The sequence below is a fragment of the Kribbella sp. NPDC050124 genome (assembly GCF_044460355.1).
Lineage (GTDB): Bacteria > Actinomycetota > Actinomycetes > Propionibacteriales > Kribbellaceae > Kribbella.
Map to the genome: position 1 here is coordinate 27,256 of NZ_JBITJU010000008.1, position 19,277 is coordinate 46,532.

The following is a 19,277-nucleotide window of genomic DNA, read 5'->3' on the forward strand; positions in this document are numbered from 1 at the left end:
TGCAGAACACACAAGGAGGAATCATGGTCGTGGGCTACGGCTTCAACGCCACCGTCACCGCCAAGCCCGGTCTGGGTGAGCGGCTGACCAACGTCCTGCTGACTGCTCTCGACGAGGGCAACCCGGCTGCGAGCGACAGCTGCGTCGTGTACCTCGTCTGCCGCTCGGCATCCGACCCGGACGTCGTCCACGTGACCGAAGGCTGGACGACCGAGGAGGACCACCACCGCGTTTTCGCCGGCCCGGCCGCGCAGGCGATCGTCGCCCGGGTCCAGGAGCTGGCCGCCGACGGGTCGCCGTACACGGATTTCGTCCCCGTCGGCGGCAAAGCCGCGTTCTGATCGAAAGGACCATCGATGCCATCCGCTGCCCGTCCCGCCCTGGATCCCGAGCTCGCCGAGCTCATCGCCGACCTGCCGCTCGTCGAGCGGATCACCCCCGAGATCCTCACCCAGCTCCGCCAACTGCCGTCGCCGCCGGTCGAGGAGGTGCTGTCCGGTCGCTCGGTACGACGGCGCGAGGTCACCGTCGCCGCGGCCGACGGCACCCCGGTCCCGCTGTCGGTCTTCATCCCGGCCGCCGCCGGCCCGGGGGCCGCCTGCATCTATTGGATGCACGGTGGCGGCATGATCCTCGGTGACCGGTTCGCGCAGCTCGACATACCGCTGGAGTGGATGGACCGGCTCGACGCGGTCGTGGTCACCGTCGACTACCGCCTCGCGCCCGAGGCCGGCGGCTGCACCCCGGTCGAGGATTGTTACCAGGGACTGCTGTGGATCGCCGGTCACGCCGGCGAGCTCGGCGTGGACCCCGACCGCATCGTCGTCGCGGGCACCAGCGCCGGCGGTGGGCTCGCTGCCGGGGTCACGCTGATGGCGCGTGACCGCGGTGGACCGTCGATCGCCGCCCAGGTGCTCATCTGCCCGATGCTCGATCACCGCAACCACTCCGTCTCCAGCCACCAGTACGGCGGCGAGCCGGGGATCTGGACGCGGGAGAGCAACGAGTTCGCCTGGGACGCGGTCCTGGGCGGGCTCACCGGCGACGAGGTTCCGTCGTACGTCTCGCCGGCTCGGGCCGCGGACCTGTCCGAACTACCCACCACTTACATCGACGCCGGCTCCGCCGAGGTGTTTCGGGACGAGGACGTCGAATACGCCTCCCGGATCTGGGCCGCTGGCGGCCAGGCCGAGCTGCACCTGTGGGCCGGCGGCTTCCACGGCTTCGACGCGCTCTTCCCGGCCGCGGCGCTGGCCGGCGCGGCCCGCCGTACCCGGACCCGGTGGCTGGTCCGGACGCTCGGGGGCTGACTGCCCGAACGGGCAGTGTGGCCCGCCGGCGGGAGAAATCTGTTGCCAGACTCGGGTGCGCGGGCGCATGGTGGAGGACGTGCCGGGTTCTGCTCACGGCAGACGTGGCATTTAGGTGACACAGGCAACGATCCCGGAGCGTGCGGATGACGTCCCGGAGCGTGCTGAAAGTCTGTCGTGGCAGCCAGTTCCGGCCACCTCGGCGGCAACTTCCGGCCAACTTCGCGAACTGGCGTTAAATAGTTTGCGGGCTCCGCTGGGGACGGCGTACTGTTCTTTCTGCGGTCGAAGCCTGGCCGAAAACTTCAAACCACCATAGCGATCGAGCTAACCGCCCGCTTCGCCACAACGAGAGGAGGTGCCCTGGAAATGATCACCAACACGGTCAAGAAGCCGTTCAGCGACGCTGCCGCGCTGCCGTGCGCCCACATCCCGGGTGCCTCCGCGCGCCTGCACGTCGCGACCGTTGTGCTCATGGCTTCCGGCGCTGCCCAGTTCAAGGGCGGAGCTGTCGGCGATGTGAAGTACGGCGGTTCGGGTTCTCGAGCATGGAGTCCACCGGTCTGACAGACGTCAGAGCCGGCACCTCCAAGGCCGCGGAACCCGAAAAGGGTCCCGCGGCCCTTTTGTTTGTCCCTGAATTTGGCGGCCGTCAACCGGCGGCTGTCACCGACGACAAGAGATCAGCACCAAGTCACTGGGAGGTGACCGGAATGAGCGTGAGCTTCCTCGATGTCTTCACCGAGGTGGCCTCGTCGCAGGACCTGCCCTGTCGGTCCTACGCGCCAGAACTCTTCTTCGCCGAATCGCCGGCGGACGTCGAGTACGCAAAGTCTCTTTGCACCACCTGCCCGCTGAAGGCCGAGTGCCTGGCCGGAGCGCTCGAGCGTTCCGAGCCGTGGGGAGTGTGGGGCGGCGAGCTGTTCGTCCAGGGAGTGGTGGTTCCGCGCAAGCGGCCCCGTGGGCGTCCCCGCAAGAGTGACACCGTAACCGCTGCCTGACGATCCCAGATCCGAATCGAGACTCCAGACCATGACGAACCAGACTTCACGCAGGAGAACTGAAATGCATTTGCTCAATGAAGATCTAGCCCGTGCTCATTGTCGTTCCAAATTGAACGACGCAGAGCAGAACCGGCGCTTCTACCTCGCTCTCTCGATGGAGCGCGCGCAGAAGCGGGCCGAGCGGGCCAGCCGGCGAGCGGAGAGGGCCAGCGCACGCGCGCGCCTCGCGCTTGCCCGCCTGGTCTGATCCACCAGCACAACTGAAAGCCCAGCGGGCGGTCCGAAAGGGAGGACCGCCCGCCAGGCACCCACAGCCTGACCAGCTGAACCACCGAGGGGCGGCATCCACCGGATGCCGTCCCTCGGCCAGTTCATACTGAAGGGGTAGGGCCGGAGGGGGTACCGGTTTGGGGGAGGTGCAGACTGATGCGCGTGAGTAGAGCTACTTGTTCGATGTGTGGGCAGCAGGCGGAGACCGAAGAGGTGCCGCTGACGTGGGGGACCTCGGTGGAGAACGGCCGCAAGCTGGTGTACTGCGACCGTTGCACCAGGGAGAACGTCCGGAACATCGAGGGGAAGCTGGACTCGGTTTACTGGTAGCACGAAATCCGGGCCGGATGTCGATCCGGCGGTGATCCGTCCGACGCAGGAGTGAGGGCAAGAACTCCTGCGAAAGGACCGGATCAATGACAGTCACCGAGAACGCGACCGGGACGGCGACCCGGCGGCAGTGGATCGGGCTGGCCGTGTTGTCGCTCGCCACGCTGCTGGTGTCACTGGATCTGTTCGTGATGCTACTGGCTGTGCCGGCGGTGACTGCTGCACTCGGCGCGACCGGAAGCGAGCAGCTGTGGATCCTGGACGTCTACGGGTTCATGGTGGCCGGGCTGATGATCACGATGGGCAACCTGGGTGACCGGATCGGTCGGCGCCGCCTGCTGCTGGCCGCGGCTGTGGTGTTCGGTGCTGCTTCGGTGGTGGCGGCGTACTCGACGAGTCCGGAGATGCTGATCGGCGCCCGCGCCGTACTCGGGATCGCAGGTGCGGCGATCGCGCCGTGCACGCTGTCCCTGATCTCCACGCTGTTCCCGGACGCGCGGCAGCGGGCGTCCGCGCTGGGTGTGTGGGCGGGCTGCTTCACCGTGGGCGCCGTTGTGGGGCCGGTGGTGGGTGGCGTGCTGCTGGACCACTTCTGGTGGGGCTCGGCGTTCCTGATCGGCGTCCCGGCGATGGCGGTGCTGCTGGCTGTCGGCCCGTTCCTGCTGCCGGAGTACCGCGACGAGAAGGCAGGCCGCCTGGATGTGGTGAGCGTCGTGCTATCGCTGGCCGCGATCCTGCCGGCGGTGCACGGGCTGAAGCAGTTGGCCTCGCATGGCGCGAGTACGACGGCCGTCGGCGGTCTGGTCGTGGGTGGAGTGTTCGGGTGGGCGTTCGTACGGCGGCAGCGGCGCCTGACGGACCCGCTGGTCGACGTACGGCTCTTCACGCGGCGCACGTTCACGGTGACGTTGGCCAGCATGATGACCTACTCGATGCTGTCGGGCGGGGTGATGGTGTTCGTCGCGCAGTACTTCCAGCTCGTGCAGGGGATGACGCCGCTGACGGCGGGGATCGCGCTGGTTCCCGGCATGGTGACGTCGACGGTCGCGTTCCAGTTGGCGCCGCGGTTGGCCCGCCGGATCCGTCCGGGGGTGCTGATTCCCGGTGGCATCGCGTTCACGATTGCCGGGATGGCCGTCATGAGTCAGGCGGAGTCGACCGCCGTACTGGTCGTCGCGTTCGCTGTGGAGTGCATCGGTGCTGCGCCGCTGGTGACGCTGGGCACGAACCTGGTGATCGGGTCGGTGCCGCCGGAGAAGGCTGGTGCGGCGGGTGCGCTGACCCAGACCTCCAACGAGTTCGGCTACTCGCTCGGCATCGCCGTACTGGGCAGTGTGGTGGCGGCGACGTACCGGAGCCAGATGGACGGCCAGGGCGGCAGCTCACTCGCCGAAGCCCCGACCGACGTACTCGACGCCGCGCGCGACGCCTTCACCGACGGTCTCCACGCGGCCGCTGCGATCACCGCGGTTGCCCTGACCGTCATCAGCATCCTGCTAGCCCGCACCCTCCGCTCAGTGCCGGCGCTAGTCGCGGGTGAAACCCGGTAGGAACTCGTCCAGGACCGCGCGGAACGGCGCTTCAGCCTCGAGTTGGGAGAGTACGGCGACGCCGCCGATCCACACGCGGTGGATCAGCAGGTACGACGGCGGCAGGTTGAGCCTGAGTGCCAGCGACGCGTTCGGGCCGCGGAAGTCGCTGGTCCGGTTCGCCTGCTCGCGCATCCAGGCGCGGCTGAACTGGAACGTCTCCGTCCGCGCCGGCTCGGCGAAGGGCCGCAGGTAGTCCATCAGCTGGTCCGGGTCGATCTCCATCCGCGGCTTGATGAACCCCTCGGCCCGGAGCCCGTCGCGGACCGCGGTCCCGTCACCGGCCAGCGAGATGCTCAGCAGCCGTCCGATCGCCGGCGGCAGCCCGTCCGGCAGCCGGGCGCACAGCCCGAAGTCGACCACGCCGAGCCGTCCGTCCGGCATCACGCGGAAGTTCCCGGGGTGCGGGTCGGAGTGCAGCAGACCGGCCAGCTTCGGGCCGCTGAACATGAACCGGACGTACTTCAGCCCGATCTCGTCCCGCTCCTGCTTGGTGCCGTCGGTGATGTACGACGACAGCGGCCGGCCCTCGATCCACTCCGACACGATGACGCTCGGGGAGTGCTTGATGACCCGGGGAACGACGAACTCCGGGTGGTCCTTGAAGGCGTCGGCGTACTGCTGCTGGGCCTGCGCCTCGCGGTCGTAGTCGAGCTCCTCGCCGATCCGCTCCTGGAGCTCGGCGACCAGCGGCTTCATGTCCAGCCCGGGGACCAGCGTGCCGAAGGTCCGGGCGAACCGGCCGAGCTGGCGCAGGTCCGCACGCAGCGCCTCGGCGGCGCCGGGGTACTGCAGCTTGACCGCGACCTCGCGGCCGTCCTTCAGCGTGCCGCGGTGCACCTGGCCGATCGACGCCGCCGCCGCGGGCAGGTCGTCGAACTCCTCGAACCGGTCCCGCCAGCGCCGGCCCAGCTCCCGCGACAGGATCGTGTGCACGGTCGAGGCCGGCATCGGCGGGGCGGAGTCCTGCAGCTTGGTCAGGGTCGCCCGGTACGGCGCCGCGAGCTCCTCCGGCATCGCCGACTCCATCAGGCTGAGCATCTGCCCGAACTTCATCGCGCCGCCCTTGAGCTCGCCCAGTACGGCGAACAGCCGGTCGGCGGTCTGGCGCTGGAACTCGGCGATCACGGTCTCGGCGGGGGCACCGCCGATCCGCTTGCCGAGCCCGACCGTGGCTCGCCCGGCGGCACCGAGCGGCAGGCTGGCAAGTTTCGCGGTCCGGCTCAGCGCCTTGCGAGGGAGGTCCGACACCCTCCCATTCTGTCGGGTCGCCCAAGTCCGGCCCCGCCGGGGGCCCGTCGCCGGGGTTCGACTCGCCGGGTACGACGAGGGGCGGCGTCCGGCACGTGTGTGCCGGGCACCGCCCCACGACTTGGTGCGTCAGGCCTTGCCGAGGATCCGGTTCAGGTTCGTACCGCACTCGGGGCACTTGGCCTTGGCCATGCGCGTGCCCTTGTCGTTGACCTTGACCTCGCCGTCGGCGGTGCGCTTGGCCTTGCACTTGACGCAGTAGAACTCGCCGCTCCAGGTCTCTGCCATGAGGGCCCTCTCCTTGCTCTGAATTCCAGCCCGGGGTTCTCACCCCAGGCAGTCGTGGATGCTAACGGCAGACCGTCCTGCCGTAGGCCGTTCGGCCCAGTCGGGATTCACCCTACGGCAGCCAGGCGCACGCTCAAGCGCACCTCCCGGTCCGCGCGCCGCTGGGAGCCCCCGAGGAAAGCCCTTTCCAAACTGTCCGGCGGCACAGAGCAGGCTCCCGGGGTTCCGCCTTCGGAACCGCTCGGCTTCCCCTCCGAACGGCCCCGGAGGCGGTCCGGGAGCCTGCTGACCCTGACGCTAGGAGGCGCCGGCGGCGCAGGCAAGGGCCGGTTGTCCACCCCTGTGGATAACCCTGTGCGCAACCTGTGGGACGCGCCGCTGGACACTGTGGACGGGCGGGGGAACAGGATGTGAACAACCGGGGTCGGAGGACCCAAGATCTGGCGTCTGACCTGCGGAAATGACGATGCACAGGATGTGGACGCAAGAAAGTTGTCGGATTCGGGGGGTACATTTCTGAGCCATGGCCGACTCTCCACCGCGCCCGATCCCGCCGTACGTGGACATCCGCCGCAGCAAGCGGCGCAAGCGGACCGTCAGCGCCTACCGGGACGGGGAGCGCGTGGTCGTGCTGATGCCGGACCGGCTGTCCGCCACCGAGGAGGCGCGCTGGGTCGAGACCATGCTGGCGCGGCTGGACAAGCAGCGCAGCCGATCCCGCGTGTCGGACGAAAAATTGTTGGCCAGAGCACACGAACTCGCGTGTCGTCATCTGCCCGAAGTGCCCGAACCTGCGTCTGTGAGGTGGGTTTCGAACCAAAACAGACGATGGGGCAGCTGCACTCCGGCGGACCGGTCGATCCGGCTGTCGACCCGGCTGCAGGCGATGCCGGGGTGGGTGGTCGACTACGTCCTGATCCACGAGCTCGCCCATCTGGTCGAGCCGGCCCACAACGCCGCCTTCTGGGCCCTGGTGCACCGCTACCCCAAGGCGGAACGCGCGGAGGGCTACCTGGAAGGCATCTCCGCCGCCTCCTCGCTGAATCTCGAGGACTTCTGACTCGCTGAAGCTCGGTGTCTTCCGACGCCACCCCGCACCCGCCCGATCACGCTGCGGCAGCGTGCCCTGAGGCCTCCCTCAGGGAGGTGGGGCTGTCCGCAGGGGAGGGGTGGGGTTTTCCTCAGGGTGAACTCGGTGGCTTCCTGCATGGTGGCGACCACCCTCCAGCGACCAGGCTTTTGACCTGTAGCCAGCGCCACGCCAGGTGCGCTGGGTGGGGCGCCGGAGGGGGCGCAGAGGGGCAGGGAACGTATGGCCAGGGGACAGATCACGGTCCGGGTGGCACGCTGGAGCGCCACCCATCCGTGGCGGGCGATCGCGATGTGGGTGGTCGTGGTGATCGCCTGTTTCGCACTCGGCTCGGTGACCGGCACCAAGGAGTCCGACGGTGACGGCGACATCGGCGAGGTGACCCGCGCGGACAACATCGTGAAGTCCGGCAACTTCGCCGACCCGGACGTGGAGAGCGTGCTGATCACCTCGCCGTCCGGGACGCTCGACCAGGCCGAAGCGGCCAAGGCGGCAGGTGTGGTGATCCAGCGGATGCGCGCCCTCGGTGGGGTCGCGGAGGTCGCTCAGCCGATGCCGTCGCCGAACAAGGACGCCCTGATCGTCAGGGTCACCCTGAAGGACGGAAGCGATGACAACCGCGTACAGCCGTTGCTCGACACCACGGCCCAGGTCCAGCAGCAGTACCCGAACCTCCGGATCGAGGAGGTCGGTGGCCTGTCCATCGGCAAGGCTCTGGACGAGACACTCGGCAAGGACTTCAAGCGTGCGGAGATGTTCAGCCTGCCGGTGACGCTGGCGATTCTCTTGGTGGCGTTCGGCGCGCTGATCGCGGCGAGTGTGCCGCTGGTGCTCGCGCTGTCCGCCGTCGCCGCCGCGATCGGCCTCTCCGCCGCCGCGTCTCAACTCGTTCCCGCGGTCGACGCGGTGAACAGCGTCATCCTGCTGATTGGTATGGCGGTCGGCGTCGACTACTCGCTCTTCTACCTTCGCCGCGAACGTGAGGAACGCGCCAAGGGTCGCGGTCACGTCGACGCGGTCGAGATCGCCGCGGCCACCTCGGGTCACGCTGTCGTCGTCTCCGGTATGGCCGTCATCATCTCGATGGCCGGGCTGTTCCTGGCCCGGGACACGGTGTTCTCGTCCTTCGCGGTCGGCTCGATCCTGGTCGTCGCGGTGGCCGTCGTCGGCTCGCTCACCGTGCTCCCCGCCGTGCTGGCGAAGCTGGGTCGCTGGGTGGATCGGCCGCGGATCCCGTTCGTGTGGCGGCTGACTGCGAGCAAGGGGAAGCCGCGGTTCTGGCCGGCGGTGCTGAAGCCGGCGCTGAAGCACCCGGTGGCCACGCTGCTGGTGTCGGTCACCGCGCTGCTCGCGGTTGCGTCGCCGGCGTTGGGGATGACGCTGAAGTTCCCGGGCACCGAGGACCTGCCGCGCGACACCGCGGTGATGAAGGCGTACGACCGGCTGACCGCGGCCTTCCCGAGCACGGGGACCAGCCACGAGGTCGCCGTACGTGCTCCGGCCGACCAGCAGCCGGCGGTCGCGGCTGCGCTGACCGAGCTGAACAAGCGCACGCAGAACGACAAGCTCTACGCGCAGGACGGGCTCGAGGAGCCGCGGGTCTCCAAGGACCGCACGGTCACCGTGATGGAGGTGGCGACGCCGTACGAGGGTGGTAGCCAGGAGGCGCGCGACTCGCTGACCAAGCTGCGCAACGAGCTGATGCCGGAGACGGTCGGCAAGGTGCCGGGCGCCGAGTACGCCGTCGGTGGCTTCGTGGCCGCGGACGTCGACTACGCGGCCCACACCAAGTCGAAGCTGCCGCTGGTGATCGGGTTCGTGCTGCTGCTGACGATGATCGTGATGATGGTGACGTTCCGGTCGGTGGTGGTCGCGCTGACCGCGATCTTCCTGAACGTGCTGAGTGCGGGCGCGGCCTACGGGGTCGTGACCGCGGTGTTCCAGAACACCTGGGCCGAGGGGATCCTCGACTTCCGCTCGAACGGCGCGGTGGTCTCCTGGTTGCCGCTGTTCCTCTTCGTGGTGCTGTTCGGTCTGTCGATGGACTACCACGTGTTCGTCGTCAGCCGGATCCGCGAGGCGGTGCTTCGCGGAGTGCCGACCAGGCAGGCAGTTGCCGAAGGCATCACCGGCTCCGCGGGTGTGGTCACCAGCGCGGCGGCGGTCATGATCGGTGTCTTCGCGGTGTTCGCCACGCTGAGCACGCTGGACATGAAGCAGCTGGGCGTCGGTCTGGCGGTCGCGATCCTGATCGACGCGACGATCATCCGCGCGGTCGTGCTGCCGAGCATGATGACCCTGCTGGGCAACGCCAACTGGTGGGCCCCGAAGTGGCTCCGCCCCCGCGCAAAGCACGCGGCTGCCGCCCCGGCCGAGGATGAGCGCGAGCTCACCCCAGTCGGCTGACAATTCCACTACGACGCGAGCGCCTCACCGCACTATGGTGGGGCGCTCGCCCGGTGGATGAGGAGGCGGCGTGGCGCAGCGGGCTGAGACGTTGGGGAAGCTGGCGGAGCTGGTGCTCGCGGTGGAACGGCCGCATCCGGTCCGGGTCGCGATCGACGGCTGTTCGGCGGCGGGCAAGACGACGCTGGCGGACGAGTTGGCCGAGGTACTGCGGGATCGCACCGAACGCGAGGTGATCCGGGTGGGGATCGACTACTTCAAGCGTGCGGTCGCGCTCCGGACGACGTACCCGGTGGACTCGCCGGACGGGTACTACCTGGAGACCTGGGATCACGAGGCGATCCGCAACCGGCTGCTGATTCCGCTCGGTCCGGGTGGCGATCGTCGTTACACCACCGGCCTGATGGATCCGTCTGCTCAGACCGAGCTCGAGCGGCCGGTCGCAGTCGCGGCCGAGGACGCCGTACTGCTGGTCGATGGAGCGTTTCTGCAGCGGCCGGAGCTCAACGCTTACTGGGATCTGCGCGTCTACGTGGACATCACGTTCGATGAAGTACTTCGTCGGGGGACTGCCCGCGACCAGGCCTGGATGCCGTCGGCAGAGGCGGCTGAGCACCGGTATCGCACCAAGTACATTCCCGGCGAGAAGCTCTACGTTGCCCAGGTCCAACCTCAGGCCCGGGCCCAGATCCTGCTCGACAACCAGGATCCGGCCGCCCTCAGCTTTGTTGGCGGGCTCGGTGGGTCGCGGCTTTGACGCGGCTCTGGCATTGAGGTGAGCAGAAGCGACGTTGCGCGTTGCGGGAGACGTCGACGAAGACGCGGTCGCACTGTGGGGCGGCGCAGACGCCCAGTCGACCGGCGAGGTCGCTGCCGATAGCGATCGCGAGACCGGCGGCGCAGCCGGCCGCCCAGCCGTTGGCGAGTTCGTCGTTCGGTCCGTGGAAGTGCAGGCTCCACGGCCGATCCCGGCCGCGGTCCAGCTGGGGGCGCGCGTTGGTGTCGAGCAGCAGCGCGTTGACCCCCGTCGCCGCCTGGTCGAGGTCATCCGCCTGCGCCGCCTCGAAGATGGTCCGCATCCGGCCGGCCAACTCGACGAGTCGTTCCGCGTCGGGCCGAGGTACGTCGGGCCGCGGATACCCGATCGCGGCCAGTGCATCCCCGACCGCCGTCGCCGCGTCAGCGGGCGCGGCGACGGGGGAGCCGCCGGAGTAGCCGGGCGTCAGCCGGTTCACGTACTCCACCGCCGCAGCCAGCACGCTGCGCGTGTGACTATCAAAAGACAGTTGACCGGTCACGGCCATCCTCCGTACAGTCGATCTCGCGTGACCAACCATATCGCTTTAGATAGTCACGCAGGAGGAGGTCGCGATGGGCGTCGCAGCTCAAGCGGTCCGGCCACGGCTGCCGGGAGCGGTCTGGGTGCTGGTGGTCGCCCGGGCCGTCAACCGGATCGGGGCGTTCACCCTGCCGTTCCTCGGGGTCGTGCTGACGGTCGAGTTCGGTGCGTCGCTCAGCCAGACCGGACTGATCCTGGCCCTGTTCGGCCTGGTGACGATCCCGTCCCGGCTGCTCGGCGGTCAGTTGGCCGACCGACTGGGCCGTCGCCGGACGATCGTCCTCGGCTTGACCGGCTGCGCCGTCGCGCAGACCTGGATCGCTGTCTCCACTGAGCTCTGGTCCGCGATCCTCGCCGCCCTGCTGCTCGGCCTGGTCTTCGAGATCTACGAACCGCCAAGCCAGGCAACGATCGCCGACGTCACCGAGCCTGCTGACCGACCAGCGGCGTACGGCTTGCTCAGCGCCGCGATGGCAGCCGCCGGCGTCCTCGCCGGTCTCCTCGCCGCGGCCCTGAGTCACTGGGACCTCCGGTGGCTCTTCGCCGCCGACGCCGCCACCTGCGCAGCCTGTGCGATCCTCGTCGCCCGCGCGCTGCCGGCCGACGTACGACGGGACCGCGAGCGAGCAACCGTGACAGCGGTATGGCGAGACCGCCGACTGCTGATGCTGCTCGCCGGTGGCACGGTCTTCGCCACCATCTACATGCAGTTGGTGATCGGAATACCGCTCACGCTGCTCGAGCAGGGTCTGCCGAAGTCCGGCACCGGCTTCATCCTCGCAGTCTCGGCAGTCACCCTGATCCTTGCCCAACGCCTGCTCCGTGTGCAGCAGCTGGACGACTACCGTGCGCTGACGATCGGCTACACCTTGGTCGCCGTCGGCCTCGTGGTGAGCGCATTCGCCCAGAGCCTGACCGTCTTCCTCGTCGCCGCAGTTCTGTGGAGCCTCGGCGAGCTGTTTCTACTCACCCGTTACCTGACGCTGGCCTCGGGGCTCGCGCCCGACCACGCCCGCGGCCGCTACCTCGCCGTCTTCGGACTCAGCTGGGGAATCGCCACCGCGATCGCGCCGCTCACCGTGACGCGCCTGCTCGAGTCCTTCGGACCTGAAGGACTCTGGCTCGCCAGTGCGGCGACAGCCGTCGTACTGGCCGCGCTGCAGCCGTGGTTCAGGACGAGACTGGCTCCAGCCTGACCGTCAGGCCCTTGGCGACCGGGGTGTTGCTGCCCTTCGCCAGGTCGTCGGCGGACATCAGGACGTTGGTCTCCGGGTAGTACGCCGCCACGCAGCCACGGGCGGTCGGGTACGAGACCAGCCGGAACCCGGCGGCCCGTCGCTCGACACCCTCGAACTCGCTCACGATGTCGACGTACGCGCCGTCCTTCAAGCCCAGCTCGGCCAGGTCGTCCGGGTTCACGAAGACCACCTCGCGGGTCCCGTGCACGCCGCGGTAGCGATCCTCCAGCCCGTAGATCGTGGTGTTGAACTGGTCGTGGCTGCGCATCGTCTGCAGCAACAGCCGGCCCGGCTCGGTCGGCAGCCAGCTCAGGTCGTTCGCGGTGAACTGCGCCTTCGCGTCGGAGGTCCGGAACTCGCGCCGGTCCCGGGCCGCGTGCGCCAGCAGGAAGCCGCCCTCGTTCGCCCGCAGCCGTTCCTCGAAGTCCTCGTACCCGTCGGCCACCCGCCCGATCCGCTGCCGGATCAGGCTGTAGTCGTCGGCGAAATCCGCCCACGGGATCTCGCCGACCGACGGGACGACGGCCTGCGCGAGCCCGCAGATGATCCCGATCTCGGACTTCATCTCCGGCGCCGGCGGGATCAGGTTGCCGGTGGACAGGTGGACCGCGCCCTGGGAGTCCTCGACCGTCACCGACTGCGGACCCGCGGGCGTGTGGTCGTGGTCGGTCCGCCCGAGCGTCGGCAGGATCAGCGCCTCGCGTCCGGTGACGGTGTGCGACCTGTTCAGCTTGGTCGCGACGTGCACGGTCAGGTCGCACTCCCGCAGACCGCGGTGCACGACCTCGGTGTCCGGTGTCGCCGAGGCGAAGTTCCCGCCCATCGCGACGAACACCCGGACCGTGCCGTCCCGCAGTCGCGTGACGGTCGCAGCCGCGTCCACGCCGTGTTCCCGCGGTGAGGCGAACGCGAACTCCCGGTCGAGCCGGTCCAGGAACGCGTCCGGCATCTTTTCCCAGATCCCCATGCTGCGGTCGCCCTGCACGTTCGAGTGCCCGCGCACCGGGCACGGGCCGGCGCCCGGCTTGCCGATGTTCCCCTGCAGAAGCAGTACGTTGACGATCTCGCTGATCGTCGCGACCGCCTCCCGGTGCTGGGTCAGGCCCATCGCCCAGCAGATCACTGTCGCCTTGGAGGCGATGAACCGCTGGACGAACTCCTCGATCTCGGTACGGCGAAGCCCGGTGGCCAGCTCGACCGCGGGCCAGTCGAGCTCGGTGTTGTGCTTGGCGTAGAGCTCGAAACCGCTGGTGTGCGAGTCGATGAACGACTTGTCCAGCACGGTGCCCGGGTCAGCCGCCTCGGCCTCGAGCAGAAGGTGGCCGACGGCAAGGAACAGCGCCTGGTCGCCGCCGATCCGGATCTGCAGGTGCTGGTCGGCCAGCTGCGTCCCCTTCCCGACCCAGCCGCTCGGGCGCTGCGGGTTCTTGAAGTTCATCAGGCCCGGTTCGGGCAGCGGGTTCACCGAGACGATGCCGGCGCCGTTGCGCTTGGCGATCTCCAGGTGGCTGAGCATCCGGGGCGCGTTCGTGCCCGGGTTCTGGCCGACGATCACGATCAGCTCGGCCTGCTCGAGCATCTCCAGCGTGACCGCGCCCTTGCCGCTGCCGATCACCCGGGACAGCGCCGTACCGGAGGACTCGTGGCACATGTTCGAGCAGTCCGGCAGGTTGTTCGTGCCGTAGGCGCGGACGAAGAGCTGGTAGAGGAACGCGGCCTCGTTGCTGGTCCGGCCCGAGGTGTAGAAGACGGCGTCGTTCCGGTCGTCGAGGCCCTTCAGGTGCCGCGCGACCACCTGGAACGCCTCGTCCCAGCCGACCGGTTCGTAGTGGGCGGCGCCCGCCCGGAGCAGCAGCGGCTCGGTGATCCGGCCGAGCTTGCCGAGCTCGAACTCGGAGATCTGGTTCAGCTGGTCGACCGAGTGGCTCGCGAAGAAGTCCCGCGGCACCCGTTTGCGGGTGGCCTCCCAGGCGACCGCCTTCGCGCCGTTCTCGCAGAACTCGGCGGCGTGCTTGCGCTTGTGGTCCGGGTCCGGCCAGGCGCAGGACGGGCAGTCGAAGCCGCCGTCCTGGTTCATCTTCAAGAAGACCTTGCCGGTCCGGACCGGGCCCATCTCGCGGAAGCCGAACTTGAACGACGAAAGCACCGCGGGGACGCCGGCGGCCTTCTTCTTCGGCTGTTCGATATCGACCATGTTTCAACCATAAGGTCCAGCTATCAGCCGCGCCGGTTTCGATAGCTGTCGTCAGTGAGTCCCGTCGCGCCGTCGTACCCGGGCTTCTACCTGGCCTCGGACACCGACTGGTCGGAGGTCCCGCTGCCCAGGTAGTCCGTCGGCACATATCTTACCGGTCACTTGTGTGCGGTGGTCCCATGGCTGGGGGTAGCACCGGATTCCTAAAGTCTCCGGCATGGCTACCCCACGTCGTGCTCTTGTCACCGGTGCTGCGTCCGGCATCGGGGCCGCGTGTGCCCGGCGCCTGGCGGCAGACGGCGTACAGGTCATCGCGGTGGACTACGACGCTGCCGGACTCGAGGCGCTCGAGGGCGTGCAGACGGTCGTAGCCGACCTGGCCGATCTGGAGCGGCTGCCGGAGCTGCCGGCCGACGTGGACATCCTGGTGAACAACGTGGGCGTCCAGCAGGTCGCACCGATCGAGCAGTTCCCACCGGAGCGGTTCAGCTACATCGTGCGACTCATGCTCGAGTCGCCGTTCCGCCTCATCCGTCAGTCGCTGCCGCACATGTACGGCGCCGGCTGGGGCCGGGTGGTCAACATCAGCTCGGTGCACGGGCTGAGAGCGAGTCCGTTCAAGGCGGCGTACGTCGCGGCCAAGCACGGACTGGAAGGGCTCAGCAAGGTGGTCGCCCTGGAGGGCGCCGCCCATGGAGTGACCAGCAACTGCGTGAACCCGGCCTACGTCCGTACGCCGCTGGTCACCGCGCAGATCGCGGACCAGGCCGCCACGCACGGCTTGACCGAGTCAGAGGTGCTGGAGAAGGTCATGCTCGAGCCGGTCGCGGTGAAGCGGCTGATCGAGCCGGACGAAGTGGCGGAGCTGGTCGCGATGCTCTGCGGCCCGGCGTCCGCCTCAATGACGGGGAGCTCGTTCGTACTCGACGGCGGCTGGACCGCCCACTAGCTCAGGAGACCGCAATGACAGCAACACAACCGGTCCAGACCCGGACGCCGATCGTGCGGGTGGTCGGCGCGAGTCTCGTCGGCACGACCGTCGAGTGGTACGACTTCTTCCTGTACGGCGTGGCCGCGTCGGTCGTGTTCGGCGACCTGTTCTTCCCGAAGGGCGAGGAGCTCACCGGGACGCTGCTGAGCTTCGCCACCTTCGCCGTCGGCTTCTTCGCCCGTCCGATCGGTGGCGTGGTGTTCGGCCACTTCGGTGACCGTTTGGGCCGCAAGAACCTGCTGGTGCTGTCCCTGCTGATGATGGGCGTCGCCACGTTCGCCATCGGCCTGCTGCCGACGTACGCGCAGGTCGGTGCGCTCGCTCCGATCCTGCTGACCGTGCTGCGGCTCATCCAGGGCTTCGCACTCGGTGGTGAGTGGGGTGGCGCCGTACTGATCGTGTCGGAGCATGGTGATCCGGCACGGCGAGGCTTCTGGGCGTCCTGGCCGCAGGCCGGTGCTCCGGCGGGCCAGCTGATCGCCAACGGTGTGCTGGCCGGGCTGGCCGCGTTCCAGTCGGATGCGGCGTTCGACTCGTGGGGCTGGCGGATCCCGTTCCTGCTGTCCGCTGTGCTGGTGCTGGTCGGGCTGTGGGTGCGGCTGCGGATCGAGGAGTCGCCGGTGTTCAAGGAGGCGCGGGCCAAGCAGCAGCCGAGTGACAAGCTGCCGCTGCTCGAGGTGATCACCCGCTACCCGCGGGAGATCCTGACCGCGATGGGCGCACGGATGGCGGAGAACGTCAGCTACTACATCTTCACCATCGTGATCGCGACGTACGCGAAGGAACACCTGGGCATGGGCAAATCGTTCGCGCTGAACGCCGTACTGATCGGTGCGGCCGTGCACTTCTGCGCCATCCCGATGTGGGGCGCGTTGTCCGACCGGATCGGACGGAAGCCGGTGTACCTGATCGGTGCGGTCGGTGTGGGCGTCTGGGCCTTCGTCTTCGTCGCACTGGTCGACACGAAGAGCTTTGTGCTCGCCACCCTGGCGGTGACGGTCGGACTGGTGCTGCATGGCGCCATGTACGGGCCGCAGGCGTCGTTCTTCACCGAGCTGTTCGGCACCCGGGTCCGGTACTCCGGTGTCTCGGTCGGCTACCAACTCGCGTCGATCATCGCCGGCGGTCTGGCGCCGTTCATCGCGGTCGCGCTGCTCAAGGCGTACGACTCCGGCTACGCGATCGCCGTGTACGTCGCCGCCTGCGCAGCCATCTCCGTCATCGCGGTGACGTCGTACTCCGAAACCCGCAAGCGGGACCTGACCACGGTCTAGGTGGCATCATCGCCACCGTGGAGGAGCTTCTGCGGCTACTGGCCGAGGATGCGCCAGGAAGCGAGCTTGCCCGGGCGGCGGGGGACGACCCCGTCGCCCGGGACCTCGCGCTGCGGATCCGGGCCGGCATCGACGCCAGCAAGAAGCGCGAAGCCGAGCTGTCCGCCCTGGTCGACGTCGCCCGCGAACTGGCCTCGGCCCGCGACCCTGGCGGCGTACTCGACACGATCGTGCACCGGGCTCGCACGCTGATTGGCACCGACGTCTCCTACCTGACCCTGTACGACCCGGCTCGCGGCGACACCTACATGCGGGCGACCGACGGCTCGGTGTCGGCCGCGTTCCAGCAGCTGCGGCTGCCGCTCGGCGCCGGACTCGGCGGCTTGGTGGCGGAGACGTACAAGCCGTACTGGACGGCCGACTACCCTTCCGACCGGCGCTTCCGGCACACCTCGCCGATCGACGATGCGGTTGGCGAGGAGGGCCTGGTCGCGATCCTCGGTACGCCGCTCATCGTCGACGGCGCGTTCGTCGGCGTGCTGTTCGCGTCCAACCGGACCCGTCGGCCGTTCAGCCGCGAGGAGGTGTCACTGCTCGGGTCGCTGGCGGCACTCGCCGCCGTGACGATCGTCCAGGTCCGTGCGGCGGCCGAGACCGCGGCTGCACTCGACCAGCTCTCCGAGGCGCACGCCGGGACCGAGCATGCGGCCGCTGCGCATGACCGTTTCGCCGACATCGTGCTGTCCGGCGGTGACGTCGACGCGATCGCCGCTGCGCTGGCCGAGCTCCTCGACGTGTGGGTTGTCGTGGTCGATGCGGTCGGCAACGAACTGGCGGTCGCCGGTTCGCCGGACCGGTCCGCCGTACCGTGGCAGGAGTCCGAGTCCGGCCGGTTGACTCGCGTCGGCGACTGCTGGGTCGTGGCGGCGACCGCCAAACGCGAGCGGCTCGGTGCACTTGTGATCGGCGGTGTCGACGACCTGTCGGGAGCGGATCGGCGGATCGTGGAGCGGGCGGCTGTGGTCACTGCCCTGGTGCTGCTGTTCCGTCGCCAGGCCGCCGAGCAGTCTCAACGCGCGCAGGCTGACCTGTTGGCCGACGTACTGAGTGGCAGTGCCGACCCCAGGACGCTGACCGACCGCCTCCGTCTGTTGGCACCGAACCGTCGCCACGACCGCCTTGTTGTAGCTGTCTGCCGTGGTGACCACTCCGCCGTACGGGCTCGGTTGTCGGCGCCACTCGAGGACAAGCTGGTCCTATCTGGTCCGTACGGCGGTGACCTGGTGCTCCTGGTCGCTCGGACCGACGCTCCGACCGCCGCACGCGAGCTGGCCGAGGTCGCGAAGCGCACTGGCGTCACGATCGGCGTCACCGGCCCGGCGGCGTGGGGCGATCCGGTCGTCGAGGCACACCGGCAGGCAGTCCACCTCGTCACCACCATGCAGCGACTCGGCCGCACTGGCGAATCCGCGACCCCGGACGACCTCGGTGTCGCCGGCCTGATCGGTGCCGCCGAGGTCGACGTACGGGCTCACGTGCATCACGTGCTGGGCGCAGTGATCGAGTACGACGACCAGCGCGGGACCGACCTGGTCGGGACCCTCCGTGCGTACTTCGCCGCCGGCCAAAGCCCCACCAGAGCCGCCACCGCACTCCACATCCACCCCAACACCGTCCAGCAGCGCCTCGACCGGATCACCGCCCTGCTGGGCGACGGCTGGCAACAACCGGACCGCGCCTTGGATCTCCAAGTAGCCCTCCGCCTGCGCACAGCCCTCGGCTGAGACCTACTTGCCGAACAGCACCTCGGCAATGGTGATGACGCCCGGGCCGATGATGACGATGAACATCGACGGGAACAGGCAAAACACGAGCGGGAAGAGGATCTTCACGGGCACCTTCTGCGCCTTCTCCTCCGCGCGCGCCTTGCGCCGCAACCGCATCTCCTTGGCCTGTTCGCGCAGTACGTCCGCGATCGTGATGCCCAGCTCGCCGGCCTGGATCAGCGCCGACACGAAGGCTCGCAACTCGGGCACAGTCGTGCGGTTGGTCATCGCGCGCAGAGCCTGCGGGCGCGTTGTGCCGATCTGGGTCTCCTGCAGGACTCTGGAGAACTCGGCCGCCAACGGGCCGCGCGTGTTGCGAGCGACCTGCGACATCGCGGCGTCGAATCCGAGACCTGCTTCGACGCAGACCGTGAGCAGGTCCAGACCATCCGGCAAAGCCTTCTGGATCTTCTGCTGACGCTTCTCGCCGGCGTTGTAGAGCAGGATGTCGGGCAGGAAGAACCCCGCGGTCGCGCCCACGGCGGTGGCGACGATGAGCATGCCCACGCTGCGCAGCCCGTAGACGGCGCCGAGGCCGCCGAGGATGAACAAACCAAGGCCTTTCGCGGCCAGGATCCGGTCGGGCGTCCACCCTGACGGGTTGCCCGCGAGGTCGAGCCGGCGCTGCAGCTTGGCGGCGACGCCCGACGGCGACAGGCGGACCGCCAAACCGCGCAGCCATCCCGGCAGCGCCGCGAACGGATCGCGCTCCGGCCCACTCTGCTCCGTCGCATGCCGCGTGTAGTGGCTGTCGATCGTGGCGAGTGCTGTGGCGACGCCGCCCTGCGCGGGCCGAGCGGTGATGCTGATCACGGCCAGCACGATGGCGATGCCGAGGGCGGCGAGCCCGCCGATCAAGAACACGGTTGTGGTCATC

General features: G+C 68.8%; 19 protein-coding genes. 14 read left to right on the forward strand and 5 right to left on the reverse strand.

Annotated elements, in window-relative coordinates; all coding sequences use genetic code 11:
- Positions 1 to 23 precede the first annotated feature (23 nt).
- From ACIBL3_RS19900 to ACIBL3_RS19930, 7 genes are all read left to right on the forward strand, one after another.
- Positions 24 to 341: a putative quinol monooxygenase gene (locus tag ACIBL3_RS19900; RefSeq protein WP_396354892.1), complete on the forward strand. Its 318-nt coding sequence runs from the start codon at positions 24 to 26 to the stop codon at positions 339 to 341.
- Between the two features lie 15 nt (positions 342 to 356).
- The gene (locus tag ACIBL3_RS19905) at positions 357 to 1,310 is read left to right on the forward strand and encodes an alpha/beta hydrolase (RefSeq protein ID WP_396354893.1); all 954 of its coding nucleotides are present in this window, start codon (positions 357 to 359) and stop codon (positions 1,308 to 1,310) included.
- A gap of 369 nt (positions 1,311 to 1,679) precedes the next feature.
- On the forward strand, positions 1,680 to 1,877 hold the full coding sequence (locus ACIBL3_RS19910; protein ID WP_396354894.1) for a hypothetical protein: 198 nt from the start codon (positions 1,680 to 1,682) through the stop codon (positions 1,875 to 1,877).
- A gap of 146 nt (positions 1,878 to 2,023) precedes the next feature.
- Entirely contained in the window at positions 2,024 to 2,311 is a 288-nt protein-coding gene (locus ACIBL3_RS19915; protein ID WP_132151798.1) for a WhiB family transcriptional regulator, read from the forward strand.
- A gap of 31 nt (positions 2,312 to 2,342) precedes the next feature.
- Positions 2,343 to 2,561, forward strand: a complete 219-nt coding sequence (locus ACIBL3_RS19920) for a hypothetical protein (protein WP_396354895.1) — start codon at positions 2,343 to 2,345, stop codon at positions 2,559 to 2,561.
- A gap of 185 nt (positions 2,562 to 2,746) precedes the next feature.
- Positions 2,747 to 2,914 carry a hypothetical protein gene (locus ACIBL3_RS19925; protein ID WP_396354896.1) on the forward strand — a complete coding sequence of 56 codons (168 nt, stop codon included), beginning with the start codon at positions 2,747 to 2,749 and terminating at the stop codon, positions 2,912 to 2,914.
- A gap of 86 nt (positions 2,915 to 3,000) precedes the next feature.
- Positions 3,001 to 4,464 carry an MFS transporter gene (locus ACIBL3_RS19930; protein WP_396354897.1) on the forward strand — a complete coding sequence of 488 codons (1,464 nt, stop codon included), beginning with the start codon at positions 3,001 to 3,003 and terminating at the stop codon, positions 4,462 to 4,464.
- On the opposite strand, the gene ACIBL3_RS19935 is transcribed toward ACIBL3_RS19930, so the two are convergent.
- A complete protein-coding gene (locus tag ACIBL3_RS19935) occupies positions 4,441 to 5,754 on the reverse strand; it encodes an ABC1 kinase family protein (RefSeq protein WP_396354898.1) in 1,314 nt (437 codons plus the stop codon). The two genes, ACIBL3_RS19930 and ACIBL3_RS19935, sit on opposite strands and share 24 nt — an antisense overlap.
- Positions 5,755 to 5,883: 129 nt before the next feature.
- Complete coding sequence (locus ACIBL3_RS19940) at positions 5,884 to 6,042, reverse strand: DUF5679 domain-containing protein (protein WP_012922897.1); 159 nt, start codon at positions 6,040 to 6,042, stop codon at positions 5,884 to 5,886.
- 523 nt (positions 6,043 to 6,565) lie between these two features.
- On the opposite strand from ACIBL3_RS19940, the gene ACIBL3_RS19945 reads away from it, so the two are divergent.
- The 3 genes from ACIBL3_RS19945 to ACIBL3_RS19955 all read left to right on the forward strand — a co-directional run bounded on the left by ACIBL3_RS19945 (position 6,566) and on the right by ACIBL3_RS19955 (position 10,295).
- Positions 6,566 to 7,102 (forward strand): YgjP-like metallopeptidase domain-containing protein, encoded by a 537-nt coding sequence (locus ACIBL3_RS19945; protein WP_396354899.1) that lies wholly within the window; start codon positions 6,566 to 6,568, stop codon positions 7,100 to 7,102.
- Between the two features lie 252 nt (positions 7,103 to 7,354).
- The gene (locus ACIBL3_RS19950) at positions 7,355 to 9,538 is read left to right on the forward strand and encodes an MMPL family transporter (RefSeq protein WP_396354900.1); all 2,184 of its coding nucleotides are present in this window, start codon (positions 7,355 to 7,357) and stop codon (positions 9,536 to 9,538) included.
- A 70-nt stretch (positions 9,539 to 9,608) separates the two neighbouring features.
- Complete coding sequence (locus ACIBL3_RS19955) at positions 9,609 to 10,295, forward strand: uridine kinase (RefSeq protein WP_396354901.1); 687 nt, start codon at positions 9,609 to 9,611, stop codon at positions 10,293 to 10,295.
- On the opposite strand, the gene ACIBL3_RS19960 is transcribed toward ACIBL3_RS19955, so the two are convergent.
- Positions 10,258 to 10,842 carry a CGNR zinc finger domain-containing protein gene (locus ACIBL3_RS19960; protein ID WP_396354902.1) on the reverse strand — a complete coding sequence of 195 codons (585 nt, stop codon included), beginning with the start codon at positions 10,840 to 10,842 and terminating at the stop codon, positions 10,258 to 10,260. The two genes, ACIBL3_RS19955 and ACIBL3_RS19960, sit on opposite strands and share 38 nt — an antisense overlap.
- 67 nt (positions 10,843 to 10,909) lie before the next feature.
- Here ACIBL3_RS19960 and ACIBL3_RS19965 point away from each other — a divergent pair, with 67 nt between their 5' ends.
- The gene (locus ACIBL3_RS19965) at positions 10,910 to 12,073 is read left to right on the forward strand and encodes an MFS transporter (RefSeq protein WP_396354903.1); all 1,164 of its coding nucleotides are present in this window, start codon (positions 10,910 to 10,912) and stop codon (positions 12,071 to 12,073) included.
- On the opposite strand, the gene ACIBL3_RS19970 is transcribed toward ACIBL3_RS19965, so the two are convergent.
- Entirely contained in the window at positions 12,048 to 14,309 is a 2,262-nt protein-coding gene (locus ACIBL3_RS19970) for an FdhF/YdeP family oxidoreductase (protein WP_396354904.1), read from the reverse strand. The two genes, ACIBL3_RS19965 and ACIBL3_RS19970, sit on opposite strands and share 26 nt — an antisense overlap.
- Before the next feature lie 217 nt (positions 14,310 to 14,526).
- Here ACIBL3_RS19970 and ACIBL3_RS19975 point away from each other — a divergent pair, with 217 nt between their 5' ends.
- From ACIBL3_RS19975 to ACIBL3_RS19985, 3 genes are read left to right on the forward strand one after another with little or no spacing between them, the layout of a single operon-like run.
- On the forward strand, positions 14,527 to 15,258 hold the full coding sequence (locus ACIBL3_RS19975) for a 3-hydroxybutyrate dehydrogenase (protein WP_396354905.1): 732 nt from the start codon (positions 14,527 to 14,529) through the stop codon (positions 15,256 to 15,258).
- A gap of 14 nt (positions 15,259 to 15,272) precedes the next feature.
- On the forward strand, positions 15,273 to 16,574 hold the full coding sequence (locus ACIBL3_RS19980; protein WP_396354906.1) for an MFS transporter: 1,302 nt from the start codon (positions 15,273 to 15,275) through the stop codon (positions 16,572 to 16,574).
- Between the two features lie 17 nt (positions 16,575 to 16,591).
- Positions 16,592 to 18,358, forward strand: a complete 1,767-nt coding sequence (locus ACIBL3_RS19985) for a helix-turn-helix domain-containing protein (RefSeq protein ID WP_396354907.1) — start codon at positions 16,592 to 16,594, stop codon at positions 18,356 to 18,358.
- Positions 18,359 to 18,361: 3 nt separating this feature from the next.
- Here the strand turns inward: ACIBL3_RS19985 and ACIBL3_RS19990 are convergent, their stop codons facing one another.
- On the reverse strand, positions 18,362 to 19,276 hold the full coding sequence (locus ACIBL3_RS19990) for a type II secretion system F family protein (RefSeq protein ID WP_396354908.1): 915 nt from the start codon (positions 19,274 to 19,276) through the stop codon (positions 18,362 to 18,364).
- Position 19,277 lies beyond the last annotated feature (1 nt).